13 protein-coding genes are annotated in these 14828 nt (G+C 58.4%); 8 read left to right on the plus strand and 5 right to left on the minus strand.

The features are described from left to right. Positions 1-116 precede the first annotated feature (116 nt). Positions 117-2981, plus strand: a complete 2865-nt coding sequence (gene polA, locus B9Z45_RS01495) for a DNA polymerase I (protein WP_108405464.1) — start codon at positions 117-119, stop codon at positions 2979-2981. 8 nt (positions 2982-2989) lie between these two features. On the opposite strand, the gene B9Z45_RS01500 is transcribed toward polA, so the two are convergent. Both B9Z45_RS01500 and B9Z45_RS01505 read right to left on the minus strand, forming a co-directional pair. Next, positions 2990-3436 (minus strand): tetratricopeptide repeat protein, encoded by a 447-nt coding sequence (locus B9Z45_RS01500; protein WP_233252037.1) that lies wholly within the window; start codon positions 3434-3436, stop codon positions 2990-2992. A 10-nt stretch (positions 3437-3446) separates the two neighbouring features. Further along, a complete protein-coding gene (locus B9Z45_RS01505) occupies positions 3447-4118 on the minus strand; it encodes a glutathione S-transferase (RefSeq protein WP_108405522.1) in 672 nt (223 codons plus the stop codon). Positions 4119-4208: 90 nt separating this feature from the next. Between B9Z45_RS01505 and B9Z45_RS01510 the strand changes: the two genes are divergently transcribed. After that, positions 4209-5105: a dienelactone hydrolase family protein gene (locus B9Z45_RS01510; RefSeq protein ID WP_108405465.1), complete on the plus strand. Its 897-nt coding sequence runs from the start codon at positions 4209-4211 to the stop codon at positions 5103-5105. Between the two features lie 68 nt (positions 5106-5173). Continuing rightward, positions 5174-6076: a ZIP family metal transporter gene (locus B9Z45_RS01515; protein ID WP_108405523.1), complete on the plus strand. Its 903-nt coding sequence runs from the start codon at positions 5174-5176 to the stop codon at positions 6074-6076. A gap of 46 nt (positions 6077-6122) precedes the next feature. Here the strand turns inward: B9Z45_RS01515 and B9Z45_RS01520 are convergent, their stop codons facing one another. The 3 genes from B9Z45_RS01520 to B9Z45_RS01530 are packed head-to-tail and all read right to left on the minus strand — an operon-like array spanning position 6123 to position 9025. Beyond that, positions 6123-6980, minus strand: a complete 858-nt coding sequence (locus tag B9Z45_RS01520; protein WP_108405466.1) for a sulfurtransferase — start codon at positions 6978-6980, stop codon at positions 6123-6125. Positions 6981-6996: 16 nt separating this feature from the next. Further along, positions 6997-7884, minus strand: a complete 888-nt coding sequence (locus tag B9Z45_RS01525) for a DMT family transporter (protein ID WP_108405467.1) — start codon at positions 7882-7884, stop codon at positions 6997-6999. 13 nt (positions 7885-7897) lie between these two features. Further along, positions 7898-9025, minus strand: a complete 1128-nt coding sequence (locus tag B9Z45_RS01530; protein ID WP_108405468.1) for an aromatic ring-hydroxylating dioxygenase subunit alpha — start codon at positions 9023-9025, stop codon at positions 7898-7900. A 253-nt stretch (positions 9026-9278) separates the two neighbouring features. Here B9Z45_RS01530 and xseB point away from each other — a divergent pair, with 253 nt between their 5' ends. The 5 genes from xseB (at position 9279) to B9Z45_RS01555 (ending at position 14768) form a co-directional block, all read left to right on the plus strand. Next, positions 9279-9533: an exodeoxyribonuclease VII small subunit gene (xseB, locus tag B9Z45_RS01535; RefSeq protein ID WP_108405469.1), complete on the plus strand. Its 255-nt coding sequence runs from the start codon at positions 9279-9281 to the stop codon at positions 9531-9533. Next, positions 9530-10435: a polyprenyl synthetase family protein gene (locus B9Z45_RS01540; RefSeq protein ID WP_108405470.1), complete on the plus strand. Its 906-nt coding sequence runs from the start codon at positions 9530-9532 to the stop codon at positions 10433-10435. Before xseB ends, B9Z45_RS01540 begins: the two co-directional genes overlap by 4 nt. A gap of 1 nt (position 10436) precedes the next feature. After that, positions 10437-12284 (plus strand): 1-deoxy-D-xylulose-5-phosphate synthase, encoded by a 1848-nt coding sequence (gene dxs / locus B9Z45_RS01545; RefSeq protein ID WP_108405471.1) that lies wholly within the window; start codon positions 10437-10439, stop codon positions 12282-12284. Between the two features lie 187 nt (positions 12285-12471). Beyond that, on the plus strand, positions 12472-13551 hold the full coding sequence (locus tag B9Z45_RS01550) for a TRAP transporter substrate-binding protein (RefSeq protein ID WP_108405472.1): 1080 nt from the start codon (positions 12472-12474) through the stop codon (positions 13549-13551). A 92-nt stretch (positions 13552-13643) separates the two neighbouring features. Further along, positions 13644-14768, plus strand: a complete 1125-nt coding sequence (locus tag B9Z45_RS01555; RefSeq protein WP_108405473.1) for a substrate-binding domain-containing protein — start codon at positions 13644-13646, stop codon at positions 14766-14768. Positions 14769-14828: the final 60 nt, after the last annotated feature.

Raw genomic sequence — 14828 nt, forward strand, 5'->3', positions numbered from 1 at the left:
TACCCGGCCTGCACCGAAGCTCAGAGGCGCTTCGCTTTGCCACATCGCCCCGGCACAGACCCGGGCGCCGATCTGGAGGGGTACGAAAATGCTTTAACCCGGTACACAATCAGGGGATGAGCGAAAACACACCTGACTCCACCCCCTCCAAACCGGTTTTGCTGCTGGTCGACGGCTCCAGCTACTTGTACCGGGCGTTTCATGCCATGCCCGACTTGCGGGCTGTGCCCGGCGACCCGAGCAGCCCCGCCACCGGGGCCATTCGCGGCATGATCAACATGATGGAGCGCCTGCGCAAGGATGTGCCTGCCGTCTACGCCGCTTGCGTGTTCGACGCCAAGGGCCCGACCTTTCGAGATGAAATTTACCCGGAATACAAGCAGCACCGAAGCCCCATGCCCGACGATTTGCGGGCGCAAATCGAGCCCATCCATGAGTTGGTTCGCCTGCTCGGCTGGAAGGTGCTGGATGTGCCCGGTGTCGAGGCCGACGACGTGATCGGCACGCTGGCTTATGCCGCTTCAGCGCAGGGCATTGAGGTGATTGTGTCGAGCGGCGACAAGGATCTGGCGCAACTGGTGGACCAGCACATCACCATCATCGACACCATGAACGGCAAGCGCCGCGACTTGGCTGGTGTGGAAGCCGAGTTCGGTGTGCCCGCGCGCCTGATGGTGGACTTTCAGGCCTTGGTGGGTGATGTGGTGGACAACGTGCCGGGCGTGGCCAAGGTGGGCCCCAAGACCGCTGCCAAGTGGCTGCAGGAATATGGCTCGCTTGACAACTTGGTCGCCCATGCAGATGAAATCAAGGGCGTGGCGGGTGAAAACCTGCGCCAGTCCATCGACTGGCTCCCCACAGGCCGCAAACTGCTGACCATCAAGACCGATTGCGACTTGAACGGCTGGGTGCCCGACATGCCCAAGTTGGATTTTCTGCACATGGGGCAGCCGGACAACGCCAAATTGCGCGACTTTTACCAAACCTATGGCTTTCGCGGTCTGGTTCAGGCGCTGGGGGGATCGGTGCCCTCGCCAGCCGTCAAATCAACCCTCAAACCCAAGCTGACTACGCCGGCCAAAGACACAGGCATGGGGGATTTGTTTGCCGACCCTGATGTGGCTGAGTCTGCATCCGAACTTGCGACACCGGGCCATGCGGCCAGCGCCGTGGTCCGCGACTTGAACTACGTCACGGTGCTCGACTGGGCCATGTTTGACGAGTGGTTGACACGCATCACGCAAGCGCCACTGACGGCCATTGACACTGAAACCACCTCGCTCGATGCGATGCGCGCTGAGATTGTGGGCATTTCTTTGAGTGTGAAAGCAGGCGAAGCGGCCTATATTCCGCTGACCCACAATGGCCCGGGCGCCCCCGAACAACTGCCGCTGGCCGATGTGCTGGCAAGGCTCAAGCCCTGGCTTGAAAACCCAGCGCACCTGAAGCTGGGCCAGCACATCAAGTACGACCGGCATGTGCTGGCGAACCATGGCATTGAGGTGCGGGGCTACGCCCACGACACCATGCTGGAAAGCTATGTGCTCGAAGTGCACAAACCGCACGGCCTGGCGAACTTGGCCGAACGCCACCTGGGCCGCCAAGGCATCAACTACGAAGACCTGTGTGGGAAGGGCGCGCACCAGATTCCGTTTGCGCAGGTTGATGTCGACAAGGCGGCGCATTATTCGTGCGAAGACGCCGAGCAGTGCCTGGACGTGCACGGGGTGCTGTGGCCGCAGATCGAAGCCGCAGCCGGGCTCAAACGCATTTACGAGCTGGAAATTGCCACCAGCGAAGCGCTGTTCCGCATTGAGCGCAACGGCGTGTTGATCGACGCCCCCACGCTGGCTGCGCAAAGCCAGGCACTGGGCGAGCGCATTGTTCAGCTTGAGCTCGAAGCCTATGAGATTGCAGGCCAGCCCTTCAACCTGGCCAGCCCCAAGCAACTGGGCGAAATCTTCTTTGACAAGCTGGGCCTGCCCGTGGTCAAGAAAACCGCCACCGGTGCTCGCAGCACCGACGAAGAAGTACTGGAAAAGCTGGCTGAAGATTACCCGTTGCCCGCCCGCATTCTGGAGCATCGCAGCTTGAGCAAACTCAAGGGCACCTACACCGACAAGCTGGCGCAGATGGCGCATCCGCGCACGGGCCGGGTGCACACGCATTACGCCCAGGCGGTGGCGGTGACGGGGCGCTTGTCGAGCAACGAGCCAAATTTGCAGAACATCCCGGTGCGCACCGCCGAGGGCCGCAAGGTGCGCGAGGCCTTTGTGGCCCCGCCCGGTTGCCTGATCGCCAGCGCAGATTACAGCCAGATCGAGCTGCGCATCATGGCCCACCTGAGCGATGACGCCGCCTTGCTCAAGGCCTTTCAAGAGGGGCTGGATGTTCACAAAGCAACAGCCGCCGAGGTGTTTGGCCTGACGCCTGACACCGTCAGCAGCGAGCAGCGCCGCTACGCCAAGACCATCAACTTCGGCCTGATTTACGGCATGAGTGCTTTTGGTCTGGCCAAGGCGCTGGGCATCGACAACACGGCCGCCAAAAATTACATCACCCGATACTTCGAGCGTTTTGCGGGCGTCAAGCACTACATGGATGCCACCCGCGCGCAGGCCAAAGCTTTGGGCTATGTCGAGACGGTGTTTGGCCGTCGCTTGATGCTGCCCGAGATCAACAGCCCCAATGGCCCGCGCCGAGCCGGGGCAGAGCGGGCGGCCATCAATGCGCCCATGCAGGGTACTGCTGCAGACCTGATCAAGCTGAGCATGGTGGCGGTGCAACAGGCGCTGGATGAACAAGCCAAGGCCACCAAGGTGATCATGCAGGTGCACGACGAGCTGGTGTTCGAGGTGCCCGAGTCAGAGGTTGAATGGGTGCGGGCAGAAATTCCGCGCATCATGGCCAGCGTGGCTGAGCTCAAGGTGCCCTTGCTGGCCGAGGTGGGTTTTGGACCCAATTGGGAGCAGGCGCACTGATCAGGGGGTCATTTGCGTGATTTGAATTGAGCAATGCTTTTTTTGAGGTCTCGGTATTCTTCGCAGCCAAAGGTGCAGGCCTTGTCCAGGCGGCTGAGCAATGCTTCAGCGCCAGCAAGGTCGTTTTTCAAAAGTAACAGCTCACCGTAGTACTCCAGCGCTCCTCGGTGCTTGGGGTCTTTTTTCAGTGCTGCCTGGTAATTTTGCTCAGCCTCGGCCAAATTGGGCGTGGCTTTTTGACGCAAGCTGTAACCCATCAGGTTGTGCCAGTCGGCAGTTGGGGCGGTATCGCTCTGCTTCAGCGTGGTGATGGCTTGTTCGTAGTTTTTGGCTTCGATCAGTTTTCTCACCTGATTTTGCCAACTGCCTGAAGAGGGTTCTGCAGGGGGGGTATCGGCAGACATGACCGAGGTTGCTATGCTGAAAAGCACGCAAATGATGAAATTTTTTTTCATGGTGATTGATTCAGTTTGGCGAATATGAGAGTCCGGTTTTTTCCTCATTTTGGCTTTTCTCCATGACTTTTGCAAAATCAGGTGATGTTTCGAAATTCCCCATCCAATGCTTCAGGGCTGGCCAATTTTGTGTGTTGAACCAGGGGCGGTCTACATGTGCAAACTGCCTGACAAAAGGGGCCAGTGCTGCATCGGTGAGCCCCCAGTGGGGGCCTGACAAAAATTTTTGTTGTTGAAGCTCGGCATCCAGTACCAGCAGTAAGACAGATGCTAAGTCGCGATCTTTCAGGCCGTTGACCAGGCCAAAGCGGTTGGGGTATTTGTAGCGGTCCAGATGGGTTTTAAACAGGCCGTCATTGACCGCAATTTTTTCAAGAGACCTTTGCAAGTCTGCCAAACTGCCTGGAAGCCACTGATTCGGGTCGCGCTGTCGCAAAGCCCAAAGCATGATGTCCAGACTTTGGTCGATCACCTGTCCTCCTTGCGCTGGTAAGTTGCTGGGCACCCACAACACGGGCACGGTGCCTTTGGGCGACAAGGCCAGCATGTGGGCGGGCTTGTTTTTCAAGACCACTTCGCGCAGTTCATGGGCCACACTGCTGGCTTGCAAAGCCAGCCTTGCCCGAATGGCATAGGGGCAGCGGCGAAATGAATACAAAACAGGCAATACGGCGTCAGGCATGGTCGGAGTGTAAATCCCGTCACTTTTGCAATCCAAACGCGCATGTGCAAAGATGGATACCCCTTCCATTTGTGATTCTGGAGACCTGCAGTGAACAAAGACTTGATTGATGACACGCAAGCCCTGTTGGGTGGGCGAATCGGCGCCAATGGCACGACGCGCCGGGTGGCCCTGAAAGCCGCTTTGGGCGTGGGTTACGCCGCAGCAGCGGTGCCGCTCATGGCGCAAACCGCAGTCAAAACCCCTTCCGCTGGGCTGGTCACGGGAGAAGTGACCATTGATGTGAATGGCTTCAAGATGCCGGCCTTTCGCAGTGCGCCCGAGGGCAAAACCGGTTTGCCGGTGGTGCTGGTGATTTCTGAAATTTTCGGGGTGCACGAGTACATCGCCGATGTCACGCGCCGTCTGGCCCAAGCCGGGTATATGGCCATAGCGCCCGAATTGTTTGTCCGCCAAGGTGATGCCACGGCCTATGGCGAGATTGCCAAACTGCAGGCTGAAGTTATTTCCAAGGTGCCTGATGCACAGGTGATGGCCGATCTGGATGCCTGCGTGGTGTGGGCGGCGGCCAACGGGGGCAATGCCAACAAACTTGCCATCACGGGATTTTGCTGGGGTGGCCGAATCACCTGGTTGTATGCCGTGCACCAGCCCAAACTCAAGGCGGGTGTGGCTTGGTACGGCCGTCTGGTGGGCAACGCCACGGCACTGACCCCAAGCCATCCAACAGCCTTGGTGGGCAAACTCCAGGCCCCCGTGCTGGGTTTGTATGGCGCTGCAGATACAGGCATCCCCCTCGATACGGTTGATAAGATGAAAACTGATTTGGCTCAAGGCCCCGCAGCAGCCAAAGCCAGCGAGTTTGTGGTTTATCCTGAGGCCCCGCACGCTTTTCATGCCGATTACCGCCCCAGCTTTCGCAAGGCGGCGGCAGAAGATGGTTGGCAGCGCTTGCTGGCTTGGCTCAAACGCCATGGCGTGGCCTGATTTTATGAACGCAACGGCCGCCCTTTTGGGCGGTTTGTTTTGGGGTGTTGTGCACTCCGGGAAACATGATGACTTTATTGGCGATTTTGGTGGGCACTTTGGTGGCAGGCATTGGCAGCGTCTGGGTGGCGGCCTGGCTGAGTTTCGGCGTGCTGAGTCGCTACACGCAGCACATGTTGAGTCTGGCTGCCGGAGCTTTGCTGGCCACATCCTTTTTGCATTTGTTGCCGGAAGCTTTCGAAAGTGAAGCGGGCGCCCATGCGCTCTTTCTCACCTTGTTGCTGGGCCTTTTGTTCTTCTTTTTGCTCGACAAGGCCGAACTGTGGCACCACGGACATGAGCACCACCATGGCGATGGCCACGGGCAAGTTGACCATGACCATGACCATGACCATGACCATGGGCACGGCCACGGCCACGGCCACGGCCATGCCCATCATCCAGACAAGTCGGTAGCGCACACCCATGCAGACGCGAGCGGCCATTCAAAGGCGGCGGCAATGCCCGTCGAGTTACCTCGAGGCCAGTGGGCGGTTTTGGCTGGTGACAGCGTGCACTGTTTTGGCGATGGCATTCTGATCGCTTCGGCCTTCATCGCAGACATTCGCCTGGGCGTGATTGCGGCCTTGGCTGTGATGGCGCATGAAGTGCCACACCATATGGGTGACCTGGCCGTTTTGCGCCAGGGCAGCAGCAGCCGCCAGGCGGCCATTGTCAAAGTCTCCATGGCCGGGGCGATCACGGCTTTTGGGGGGGCTGTAGGTTACGTCTTGGTCGATGCTTTGCACGACTGGCTGCCTTATTTTCTGGTGGTGGCCAGCAGCAGCTTTGTGTATGTGGCGCTGGCTGACCTGATTCCCCAGTTGCAAACACGCCTGTCTGCGCGTGAGACCGCAACGCAAATCATCTGGCTGGCTGTGGGCATCGGCATGGTGGTGCTGGTCAGCCTGGTGGCCGGACACAGCCACTGAAAAAACAGCGCGCGCAGACCTCTGCTCTGGTATGTCCGTAGCCCAGTCAGCCTTGAGCGCAGGCCAGGCCAGGGGTGCGGCACCATTCGCTCCAGCTGCCCGCATAAAGCGCGGTGGCGCCAAAACCAGCCAACTCCATTGCGATCAAATTGGGCACAGCGGTTACACCACTGCCGCAGTGGTGCACAACGCTGCTGGCAGGTCGGCCTGCCAACACCTGGCTCCACTCGGCTTGGAGTACATCGGCAGGTTTGAAACGGCCATCCTCCGTAAAATTTTCGGTGAATGGGCGATTGATTGCGCCCGGAATGTGTCCTGCGACCGGGTCCAGCGGTTCCACCTCACCGCGGTAACGTGCGCCAGCACGGGCATCAATCACGGTTTGTGCAGACTTGCCCAATGAGGCAGAAACAGTTTCGGTCATTACCAAACTGCGCAGCGGCGGTTTCAGTTCGAAGCGGGCCGGCACGCCGGGGGCCGCCGGACCAACGGCCACTGGGCCACCCGCGTCTTTCCAAGCCTGCAGACCGCCATCGAGCACGGCCACCGCATCGTGCCCCAGCCATTTCAGCATCCACCACAAGCGACCGCAATAGTGCCCCTTGTTGCGGTCGTACACCACGATTTGCATGCCATTGTGGATGCCCAGACTGCCCAGCCATTGCGCCACGATCTCGCGCTGTGGCAGGGGGTGTCGCCCACCGTTCACAGCCAGCGCCGTGTTGTGTGTGCTCAGGTGCCTGTCCATGTGGGCATGCCATGCGCCTGCAATGTGCTGGTTTTCAAAAAGGCCATCGGCCAAATCGGGCTTCATCAGGTCAAAACTGCAGTCGAGCACCGCGCAGGAGGCGCCCTGTTGCTGCAGTTGTTGTAATTCGGGGGCGGTGATCAGCAAGCCATACATGGTCAAGTCTCCTGGTTCAGTGTTCTTCTGCGGGTGCTCTGGGCAAAGCGCGGTTGCGTAAAACGGTGGAGGCGATGCCGCTGGCCATGATGAGGGCAATGCCCAGCCAACCCATGAGCGGAATTTGGTCGCCAAACAACATCAGACCAAACAATGCGCCAAAGACGATGCCCGAATACTGCAGATTGGCTACGACCAGGGTTGAACCCCGGCTGTAGGCTTTGGTCATGCACAACTGTCCCAGCGCTGCCAGCAAGCCAATGGGCAGCAACCAAAGGGCGCTGGGCCACATCCAGGGGCTGACACCGGCGACCATCATCAGAACAGCCCCCACCACTGTGGTGCCCACTGAAAAATAAAACACAGTGCGGGCTTCCGGTTCGTTGAGCCGCCCCAAAGCGGCCACCTGCATATAGGCCAGGGCGGCGATCAAGCCGGAGAGCAAACCGACGATGCCGGCAAACAATTGGTCTTGTTCAATGGTGGGTCGCAGCAGCAAGATGACGCCGCCAAAACCCGCGATCACAGTCAGCACGATGGGGCCTTGACGGGTGGCGTCTTGCAGTTTGCCCATGACCAAGGTGCCCCCCACCAGAAAAACCGCCACCCAGATGCCACTCATGTAGTTGAGCGTCATGGCGGTGGCCAAGGGCAGATGGGCAATGGCGTAGAACCATGCGGCCAGTGAGGTAACCCCCACCACCGAGCGCCAGACATGCATCATGGGAATGGGGGTACGCAATGAAACGCCTTGCATGCGGCAGACGGTGATTATGAAAATGATCCCGATCAGTCCCCTGAAAAAAACCAGCTCAAAGGTGTGAAAGTGGGCCGATGCAAATTTGATGCACACGCCCATCATCGAAAAGAACAAGGACGCGAGAATCATCCATGAAGCTTGCATCGGCCGGTGACTTTCAGAGGCCCGCCATTTGACGGCGGTACCACTCATGGAAGTGTTGCATGCCGTCTTCCATGGGGCTTTGGTAGGGGCCGATCTCGTTGTCACCACGTGTCAACAGGGCTTTGCGGCCCGCATCCATTCGCTCGGCAATTTCGTCGTCCTCTATGCAGGTTTCCATATAGGCGGCCTGCTGGGCTTCCACAAATTCGCGTTCAAAGGCCACGATCTCTTCAGGGTAGTAAAACTCGACCATGTTCAAGGTCTTGGTGGGGCTGATCGGGTGCAAGGTGGACACCGTCAGCACATGGGGATACCACTCGACCATGATGTGCGGGTAATAGGTCAGCCAAATGGCACCGCGTTCGGGCAACTGGCCGTTGCGGTACTTGAGCAGCACCTCGTGCCACTTTTTATAAGTGTCTGATCCAGGCTTGCCAAAGCCCCCGGAAACCCCCACGGTTTGCACCGAGTAATGTTCCTTGAACTCCCAACTCAGGTCGTCACAGGTCACAAACTGGCCCAGCCCCGGGTGAAAGGGACCCACGTGGTAATCCTCCAGATACACCTCAATGAAGGTCTTCCAGTTGTAGTTGCACTCATGCAGCTCAACCCGATCCAGGGCATAACCTGAAAAATCAAGCTGCGCACGCGGCCCCATGCCCGCCAAGTCGGCGGCAATGTCGCGACCGTTGTCTTCGAAAAGCAAACCGTTCCATTCCTGCAACTTGTAGTTGTTCAGGTTCAGGCAGGGGTCTTGTTCAAAATGCGGCGCCCCCAAAAGCTGTCCGCTGGGTGAATAGGTCCAGCGGTGCAGCGGGCAGACGATGTTGCCGCCTGCGCTGCCTTTTTGTTGGGTGTGCAGGTTGCCCCGGCCGTTGAGCATGACGGCCTGTCGGTGACGGCAGACGTTGGAGACAAGCTCGACCCCGCCTTGGGCATTGCGCACCAGGGCGCGACCTTCGGCCTCGTGGGGCAGGGCAAAATAATCGCCAGGGTTGGGAGCCGCCAACTGGTGGCCCACATAGCGGGGGCCCTGCCGGAAAAGCGCGTTCAATTCGCGCTGAAAAAGCGCTTCATCGAAATAAGTGGAAACTGGTAGTTGGCTTGCGGCCTGCTGCAGTTGAAGACTTAAATCAGACATGGATGACCTGACCTAGAGACTCCCCCTATGAAGGGGCAGGAACAAAGCGAAGAATTCAAGGAATACTGCGCAAAAAAATGACAGAAACTTCCTGCCGATGAGCCTCAATTCTACCCCGCGGGCTTGTGTCAGCTGTGTGCTGTGCCACAAGCCGTGGAAATTTCAGGAAATGGCGGTCCTTGGGTTCTGATGCAGCGGGTTGTCAGCCTGGTCATGGCTTAAGGCCTAAAATCAAGTTTTTTTCGGAACCCCCATGTCCAAGGCTGCCAAAACCGACCTCGCTAGCGCCTCTGCTGTGGCTTTGCCTGCCTCGTACGAGGCGGCTTTGTCAGAGCTTGAGTCTTTGGTCGGCGCACTGGAGTCGGGTCAGATGCCCTTGGACCAATTGCTAAGCGGTTACCAGCGCGGGGCCGTTTTGCTGGCTTTTTGCCGTGACAAACTCAAGGCTGTGGAAAATCAAATCCAGGTGCTGGACAGTGGGCAGTTGAAATCCTGGGGTAGTGCATGACTATTTTTGACCTGAAAGCCTGGATGCAGCCGCACCTTGACCGTTTGGAGTCGGCTTTGTCCGATGGCATTCGGGCCGATTCGCCCGCTGATTTGGGGCAGGCCATGCGTTACGCCGTGCTTGATGGGGGCAAACGCTTGCGGCCCTTGCTTGTGCTGGCCACGGCCGGGGCTTTGGGCGATGACTTTTCCGGGGATGCAGCCTTGCGGGCGGCTTGTGCCGTTGAGCTGATTCATGCTTATTCGCTGGTGCACGATGACATGCCCTGCATGGACAACGATGTGCTGCGGCGTGGCAAACCCACGGTGCATGTGCAGTTTGGTGAGGCACAGGCCTTGTTGGCCGGCGATGCCTTGCAAACCCTGGCCTTTGAGCTGCTGACGCCGCAAGACGGCAGTGTGCCAGCCCAGGTGCAAGCGGCCTGTGTGGCCTTGTTGGCCCGAGCTTCAGGCTACCAAGGTATGGCGGGTGGACAGGCCATCGACCTGGCCAGCGTCGGACAGCGCCTGAGCGAAGACCAAATCCGCCAGATGCACCGCCTCAAAACCGGTGCTTTGTTGCTTTGCAGTGTGCAAATGGGGGCTGCTTGCGTGCCCGGGGTGCCCGCCTTGGTGCAGGCCGCGCTGACCCGCTTCGGAGAATCCCTGGGCCTGGCTTTTCAGGTGGTGGACGACATCCTGGATGTGACGGCCGATTCGGCCACTTTGGGGAAAACGGCGGGCAAGGACGAGGCTGCTGATAAGCCCACTTATGTCGCCTTGATGGGGCTCGAGCAGGCCAAGGCTTACGCCGATGCCTTGGCTTCAAATGCCATGCAGGCATTGGCGGACACCGGATTGACTGATCAGCGTCTGGGGGCATTGCGCGCACTGGCTGCCATGGTGGTAAAAAGAAACAACTGATATGACCAATTTGCTACAAACCATCCACTCCCCGGCAGATCTTCGCCGCTTGTCACGCACTGATTTGCCGCGCTTGGCCGATGAACTGCGCCTTTGTGTTCTCGACAACGTTTCCAAAACCGGCGGCCACCTGAGTTCCAACCTCGGCACGGTGGAGTTGACGGTGGCTTTGCACTATGCCTTCAACACCCCCGAAGACCGCATTGTCTGGGACGTGGGTCACCAGACTTACCCGCACAAAATTCTCACAGGGCGCCGCGATCGCATGCCTTCGTTGCGGCAGTTTGGTGGTTTGTCCGGCTTTCCCCGCCGTGACGAAAGCGAGTACGACACTTTTGGGACGGCCCATTCATCCACCAGCATTTCCGCAGCGCTTGGCATGGCGGTAGCGGCCCGTCAGAAGGGCGAGTCGCGCCATTCGATTGCCGTGATTGGTGACGGCGCGATGACCGCTGGCATGGCATTCGAAGCCCTCAACAATGCGGGCGTTGAAGATTGCAAGTTGCTGGTGATCCTGAACGACAATGACATGTCGATCAGCCCACCGGTAGGGGCCCTCAACCGGTATTTGGCTCAACTCATGAGCGGGCGCTTTTATTCGGCGGCAAAAGCCGGTGCCAAAAACATGCTCAAGAACGCGCCGCCCCTTTTTGAGCTGGCGAAGCGGCTGGAAGAACATGCCAAGGGCATGGTTGTGCCAGCCACGCTCTTCGAGAAATTCGGCTTCAACTACATTGGGCCCATCGACGGACACGACCTGGAGTCGCTGATCCCGACGCTTGAAAACATCAAGCACCTAGAGGGGCCTCAGTTTTTGCATGTGGTCACCAAAAAAGGCCAGGGCTACGAAAAGGCAGAAGCCGACCCGGTGGCCTACCATGGCCCTGGCAAGTTCGATCCCAGCGTGGGTTTGCTGCCTGCCACCACACCGCCTAAAACCACATTCACCCAGGTGTTTGGCCAATGGCTGTGCGACATGGCTGAACAAGACCCGCGCCTGGTGGGCATCACACCCGCCATGCGCGAGGGCTCGGGTATGGTGGCGTTTCACCAGCGCTTTCCCAAGCGGTATTACGACGTGGGCATTGCCGAGCAGCACGCCGTGACCTTTGCAGCAGGCCTGGCCTGCGAGGGGCTCAAGCCGGTTGTGGCCATTTATTCCACTTTCTTGCAGCGCGGCTATGACCAACTGATCCACGATGTGGCTTTGCAAAATTTGCCGGTGGTTTTCGCGCTGGACCGCGCTGGCCTGGTCGGTGCCGATGGCGCCACACATGCCGGCGCTTACGACATCGCCTTTCTTCGTTGCATTCCCAACATGAGCCTGGCTTGCCCTGCGGATGAGCGTGAATGCCGTCAGTTGTTGAGCACCGCCTACGCCCAAAATCATCCGGTGGCAGTGCGCTACCCACGTGGTGCGGGCGTGGGGGCCTTGCCTGGGCGTGACCTGGACACCTTGCCTTTTGGCAAGGCTGAAGTGCGCCGCCAAGGCAAGCAGTTGGCCATTCTGGCCTTTGGCACATTGTTGGCCCCGGCTTTGGAGGCGGCCGAAAAACTCGACGCTACGGTGGTCAACATGCGATGGGTCAAACCGCTGGATACCGAGTTGCTCGCGCAAATCGCCAAAGACCACGATCGGCTGGTCACTTTAGAAGAGGGTTGCATCATGGGCGGGGCGGGCAGTGCTGTGGGTGAGGCTTTGCAGCAATTGCAGATCAACCGCCCTGTTTTGCATCTGGGATTGCCGGATGAGTTCATCGAGCATGGCGACCCGGTCAAGCTGCTGGCTTTGCAAGGGCTGGATGCTGCGGGCATCGAGCGCTCAGTGCGCCAACGCTGGTGCGATTGAGCCGATTTCCGATCAGAATTATTTGAATTTCATGTGAATGTTGGTTTTGCTAAAACCCTTTTTATTTAATGATTTAAAAAAGGGTAAACCCGCACGACTTTGATGAATTTGGATTCCTACAATATGGCATCCGGGAATTACCAAAATCCTGATCGCCGGATGCATTTTTTTAAACAAGGAGTCCTTCATGGATCGTCGTTCCGTAATCAAAAGCGCCGGCATTGCTGGTGTTTTGGCTGCTGGTGTTGCACCTGCAGTCCAAGCACAGGCCGCCATTCGCTGGCGACTTGCTTCAAGCTTCCCCAAGGCTTTGGACACCATTTTTGGTGCAGCTGAAGTTTTTGCCGAAAAGGTCAATGCGATGTCTGGCGGCAAGTTTGTCGTCACCGTGCACGCTGCCGGCGAATTGATGCCCGCTTTTGGCGTGGTGGACGGTGTTCAGCAAGGCACAGTCGAGGCGGCTCACACAGCTCCTTACTACTTCTTTGGCAAGGACGACACCTTCGCCCTGGGCACGGCCATTCCTTTTGGTTTGAACAGCCGTCAGCTCACTGCTTGGTACTACGACGGCAACGGCATGAAGTTGTTCCGCGAGTTCTACGACAAGTACAACATCGTGAACTTCCCCGGTGGCAACACAGGTGCTCAAATGGGTGGCTGGTACCGCAAGGAAATCAAGACGTTGGCTGACATCAAAGGCTTGAAGTTCCGCGTCGGCGGTTTCGCTGGCAAAGTTCTGTCCCGCATGGGTGCCATTCCTCAGAACATCCCTGGCGGCGAGATTTACCAAGCCCTGGAAAAAGGCACGATCGATGCCGTTGAATGGGTTGGCCCATATGACGATGAAAAGCTCGGTTTCCAAAAAGTCGCCAAGAACTATTACTACCCAGGCTTCTGGGAAGGTGGCGCACAACTGGACTTCTACATCAACAAGACCGCTTTCAATGCCTTGTCCAAAGAGAACCAGGCCATTGTCGAAGCAGCCGCTTCTTACGCGCACACCGAAATGCAAGCGCGTTATGACAACCGTAACCCTCCGGCACTTCGTCGCTTGGTGGCCAGCGGTGTCAAACTCCGGCCGTTCCCCAAGGTGGTGATGGACGAGGCCTTCAAGCAGTCCATGGCCCTTTACGAGGAACTGCGCCAGTCCAATCCCAACTGGAAAAAAATCTACGACGACTACTCGACGTTTCGCAGAGATCAAAACCAGTGGTTCCGTTTCACCGAAGCCACGTTCGATCGCTACATGCAATCGGCCAAGCTGTAAGCAGCTGGCGCGATCGTTTAAAAGGCCCCCTCGGGGCCTTTTTTCGTTGGCCCTGGTGATTATTTGGCGTCCCTTCGTGCAAACTCGCCGTTATGCAGCACATTGAGCTTTCTTACCAATGGCGCCCCCTGGGCGCTGACCCTGCGCGCAACCGCCAAAGCCCACTGCGTAATCCGCTCATGGACTTGCTGCAAGCCGTGCGCGATGCGGGCGCGATTGGCGGCGCTGCCAAGTCATTGGGGCTGTCTTACCGCCACGTGTGGGGCGAACTCAAGCGCTGGGAGCAGTCTTTAGGCCAGCCTTTGATTCTTTGGGAGAAGGGGCAGGCCGCCAAATTGACAGGATTTGCGGACAAGTTGCTCTGGGCTGAGCGCCAAGCGCAGGCCCGTCTGATGCCCCAGATCAATGCTTTGCAGGCGGACCTTGAAAAAACATTTGCCGTGGCCTTTGACCCTGCACATTGGGCCTTGCCCATGTTTGCCAGTCACGACGATGCCATGGTGTTGCTGCGTGAAGAGGCCGCAGCCAAGGCCCTGCACTTGGACATGCGGTTTTGTGGCAGTGTGGATGCGATCCGTGCCCTGAACGAAGGGCGGTGCCATGTGGCTGGCTTTCACGCCCCTTGGCAACCGGACGTCCAGTCTTTGGTGGCCCGCACTTACAAGCCCTTGCTCAAGCCGGGGCAACACAAATTGATTGGTTTTGCCCAGCGAGCGCAAGGCTTGATGGTTCGCCAAGGCAACCCCTGGGGTTTGCAGGATTGGGCCGATTTGTTTCGGCCCGGGCTCACATTTGTGAACCGCAGCCCCGGCACAGGGACCCGTTTGTTGCTGGACCAATCGTTGCAAGAAAGAGGCCTCTTGGCTGGAGCACTCAGCGGTTATGGGCATGAAGAAAATTCACACGCCGCCGTCGCCGCCTGCATCGCGGCAGGTCGGGCCGATGTGGGTTTGGGCATGGCCCATGCCGCACAGGTCCATGGCCTTGATTTCGTCCCCTTGGCGCAAGAGCATTATTGGCTGGTGTGTTTGGCCACGGCGCTGGACACCGAGCCGGTTGTGCAACTGCGGCACTTACTTGGCAGTGCGGCGTGGCAAGTCAGACTGCAGGAGTTGAGCGGCTACAGCACTGTGCCCGAGGCAGGGCAGGTGCAGTCCCTGCGCAGCATGCTGCCGTGGTGGCGATTTCGTTCGGAGCGGCACACGGCAGCGGCCTGATCTGCAGTGCTTGTCTGATCTTCGGGTTTTCAATCCAACCGCCAAAAATATCAATCGGTG

This window comes from Limnohabitans sp. 2KL-17 (assembly GCF_003063415.1).
GTDB lineage: Bacteria > Pseudomonadota > Gammaproteobacteria > Burkholderiales > Burkholderiaceae_C > Limnohabitans_A.

What these genes read in the sequence shown, in the direction of transcription:
- polA (WP_108405464.1), top strand. Translation starts at nt 117, where the DNA reads ATGAGCGAAAACACACCTGACTCCACCCCCTCCAAACCGGTTTTGCTG.
- B9Z45_RS01500 (WP_233252037.1), bottom strand. Translation starts at nt 3,436, where the DNA reads ATGAAAAAAAATTTCATCATTTGCGTGCTTTTCAGCATAGCAACCTCG.
- B9Z45_RS01505 (WP_108405522.1), bottom strand. Translation starts at nt 4,118, where the DNA reads ATGCCTGACGCCGTATTGCCTGTTTTGTATTCATTTCGCCGCTGCCCC.
- B9Z45_RS01515 (WP_108405523.1), top strand. Translation starts at nt 5,174, where the DNA reads ATGACTTTATTGGCGATTTTGGTGGGCACTTTGGTGGCAGGCATTGGC.
- B9Z45_RS01520 (WP_108405466.1), bottom strand. Translation starts at nt 6,980, where the DNA reads ATGTATGGCTTGCTGATCACCGCCCCCGAATTACAACAACTGCAGCAA.
- B9Z45_RS01525 (WP_108405467.1), bottom strand. Translation starts at nt 7,884, where the DNA reads ATGCAAGCTTCATGGATGATTCTCGCGTCCTTGTTCTTTTCGATGATG.
- B9Z45_RS01530 (WP_108405468.1), bottom strand. Translation starts at nt 9,025, where the DNA reads ATGTCTGATTTAAGTCTTCAACTGCAGCAGGCCGCAAGCCAACTACCA.
- xseB (WP_108405469.1), top strand. Translation starts at nt 9,279, where the DNA reads ATGTCCAAGGCTGCCAAAACCGACCTCGCTAGCGCCTCTGCTGTGGCT.
- B9Z45_RS01540 (WP_108405470.1), top strand. Translation starts at nt 9,530, where the DNA reads ATGACTATTTTTGACCTGAAAGCCTGGATGCAGCCGCACCTTGACCGT.
- dxs (WP_108405471.1), top strand. Translation starts at nt 10,437, where the DNA reads ATGACCAATTTGCTACAAACCATCCACTCCCCGGCAGATCTTCGCCGC.
- B9Z45_RS01550 (WP_108405472.1), top strand. Translation starts at nt 12,472, where the DNA reads ATGGATCGTCGTTCCGTAATCAAAAGCGCCGGCATTGCTGGTGTTTTG.
- B9Z45_RS01555 (WP_108405473.1), top strand. Translation starts at nt 13,644, where the DNA reads ATGCAGCACATTGAGCTTTCTTACCAATGGCGCCCCCTGGGCGCTGAC.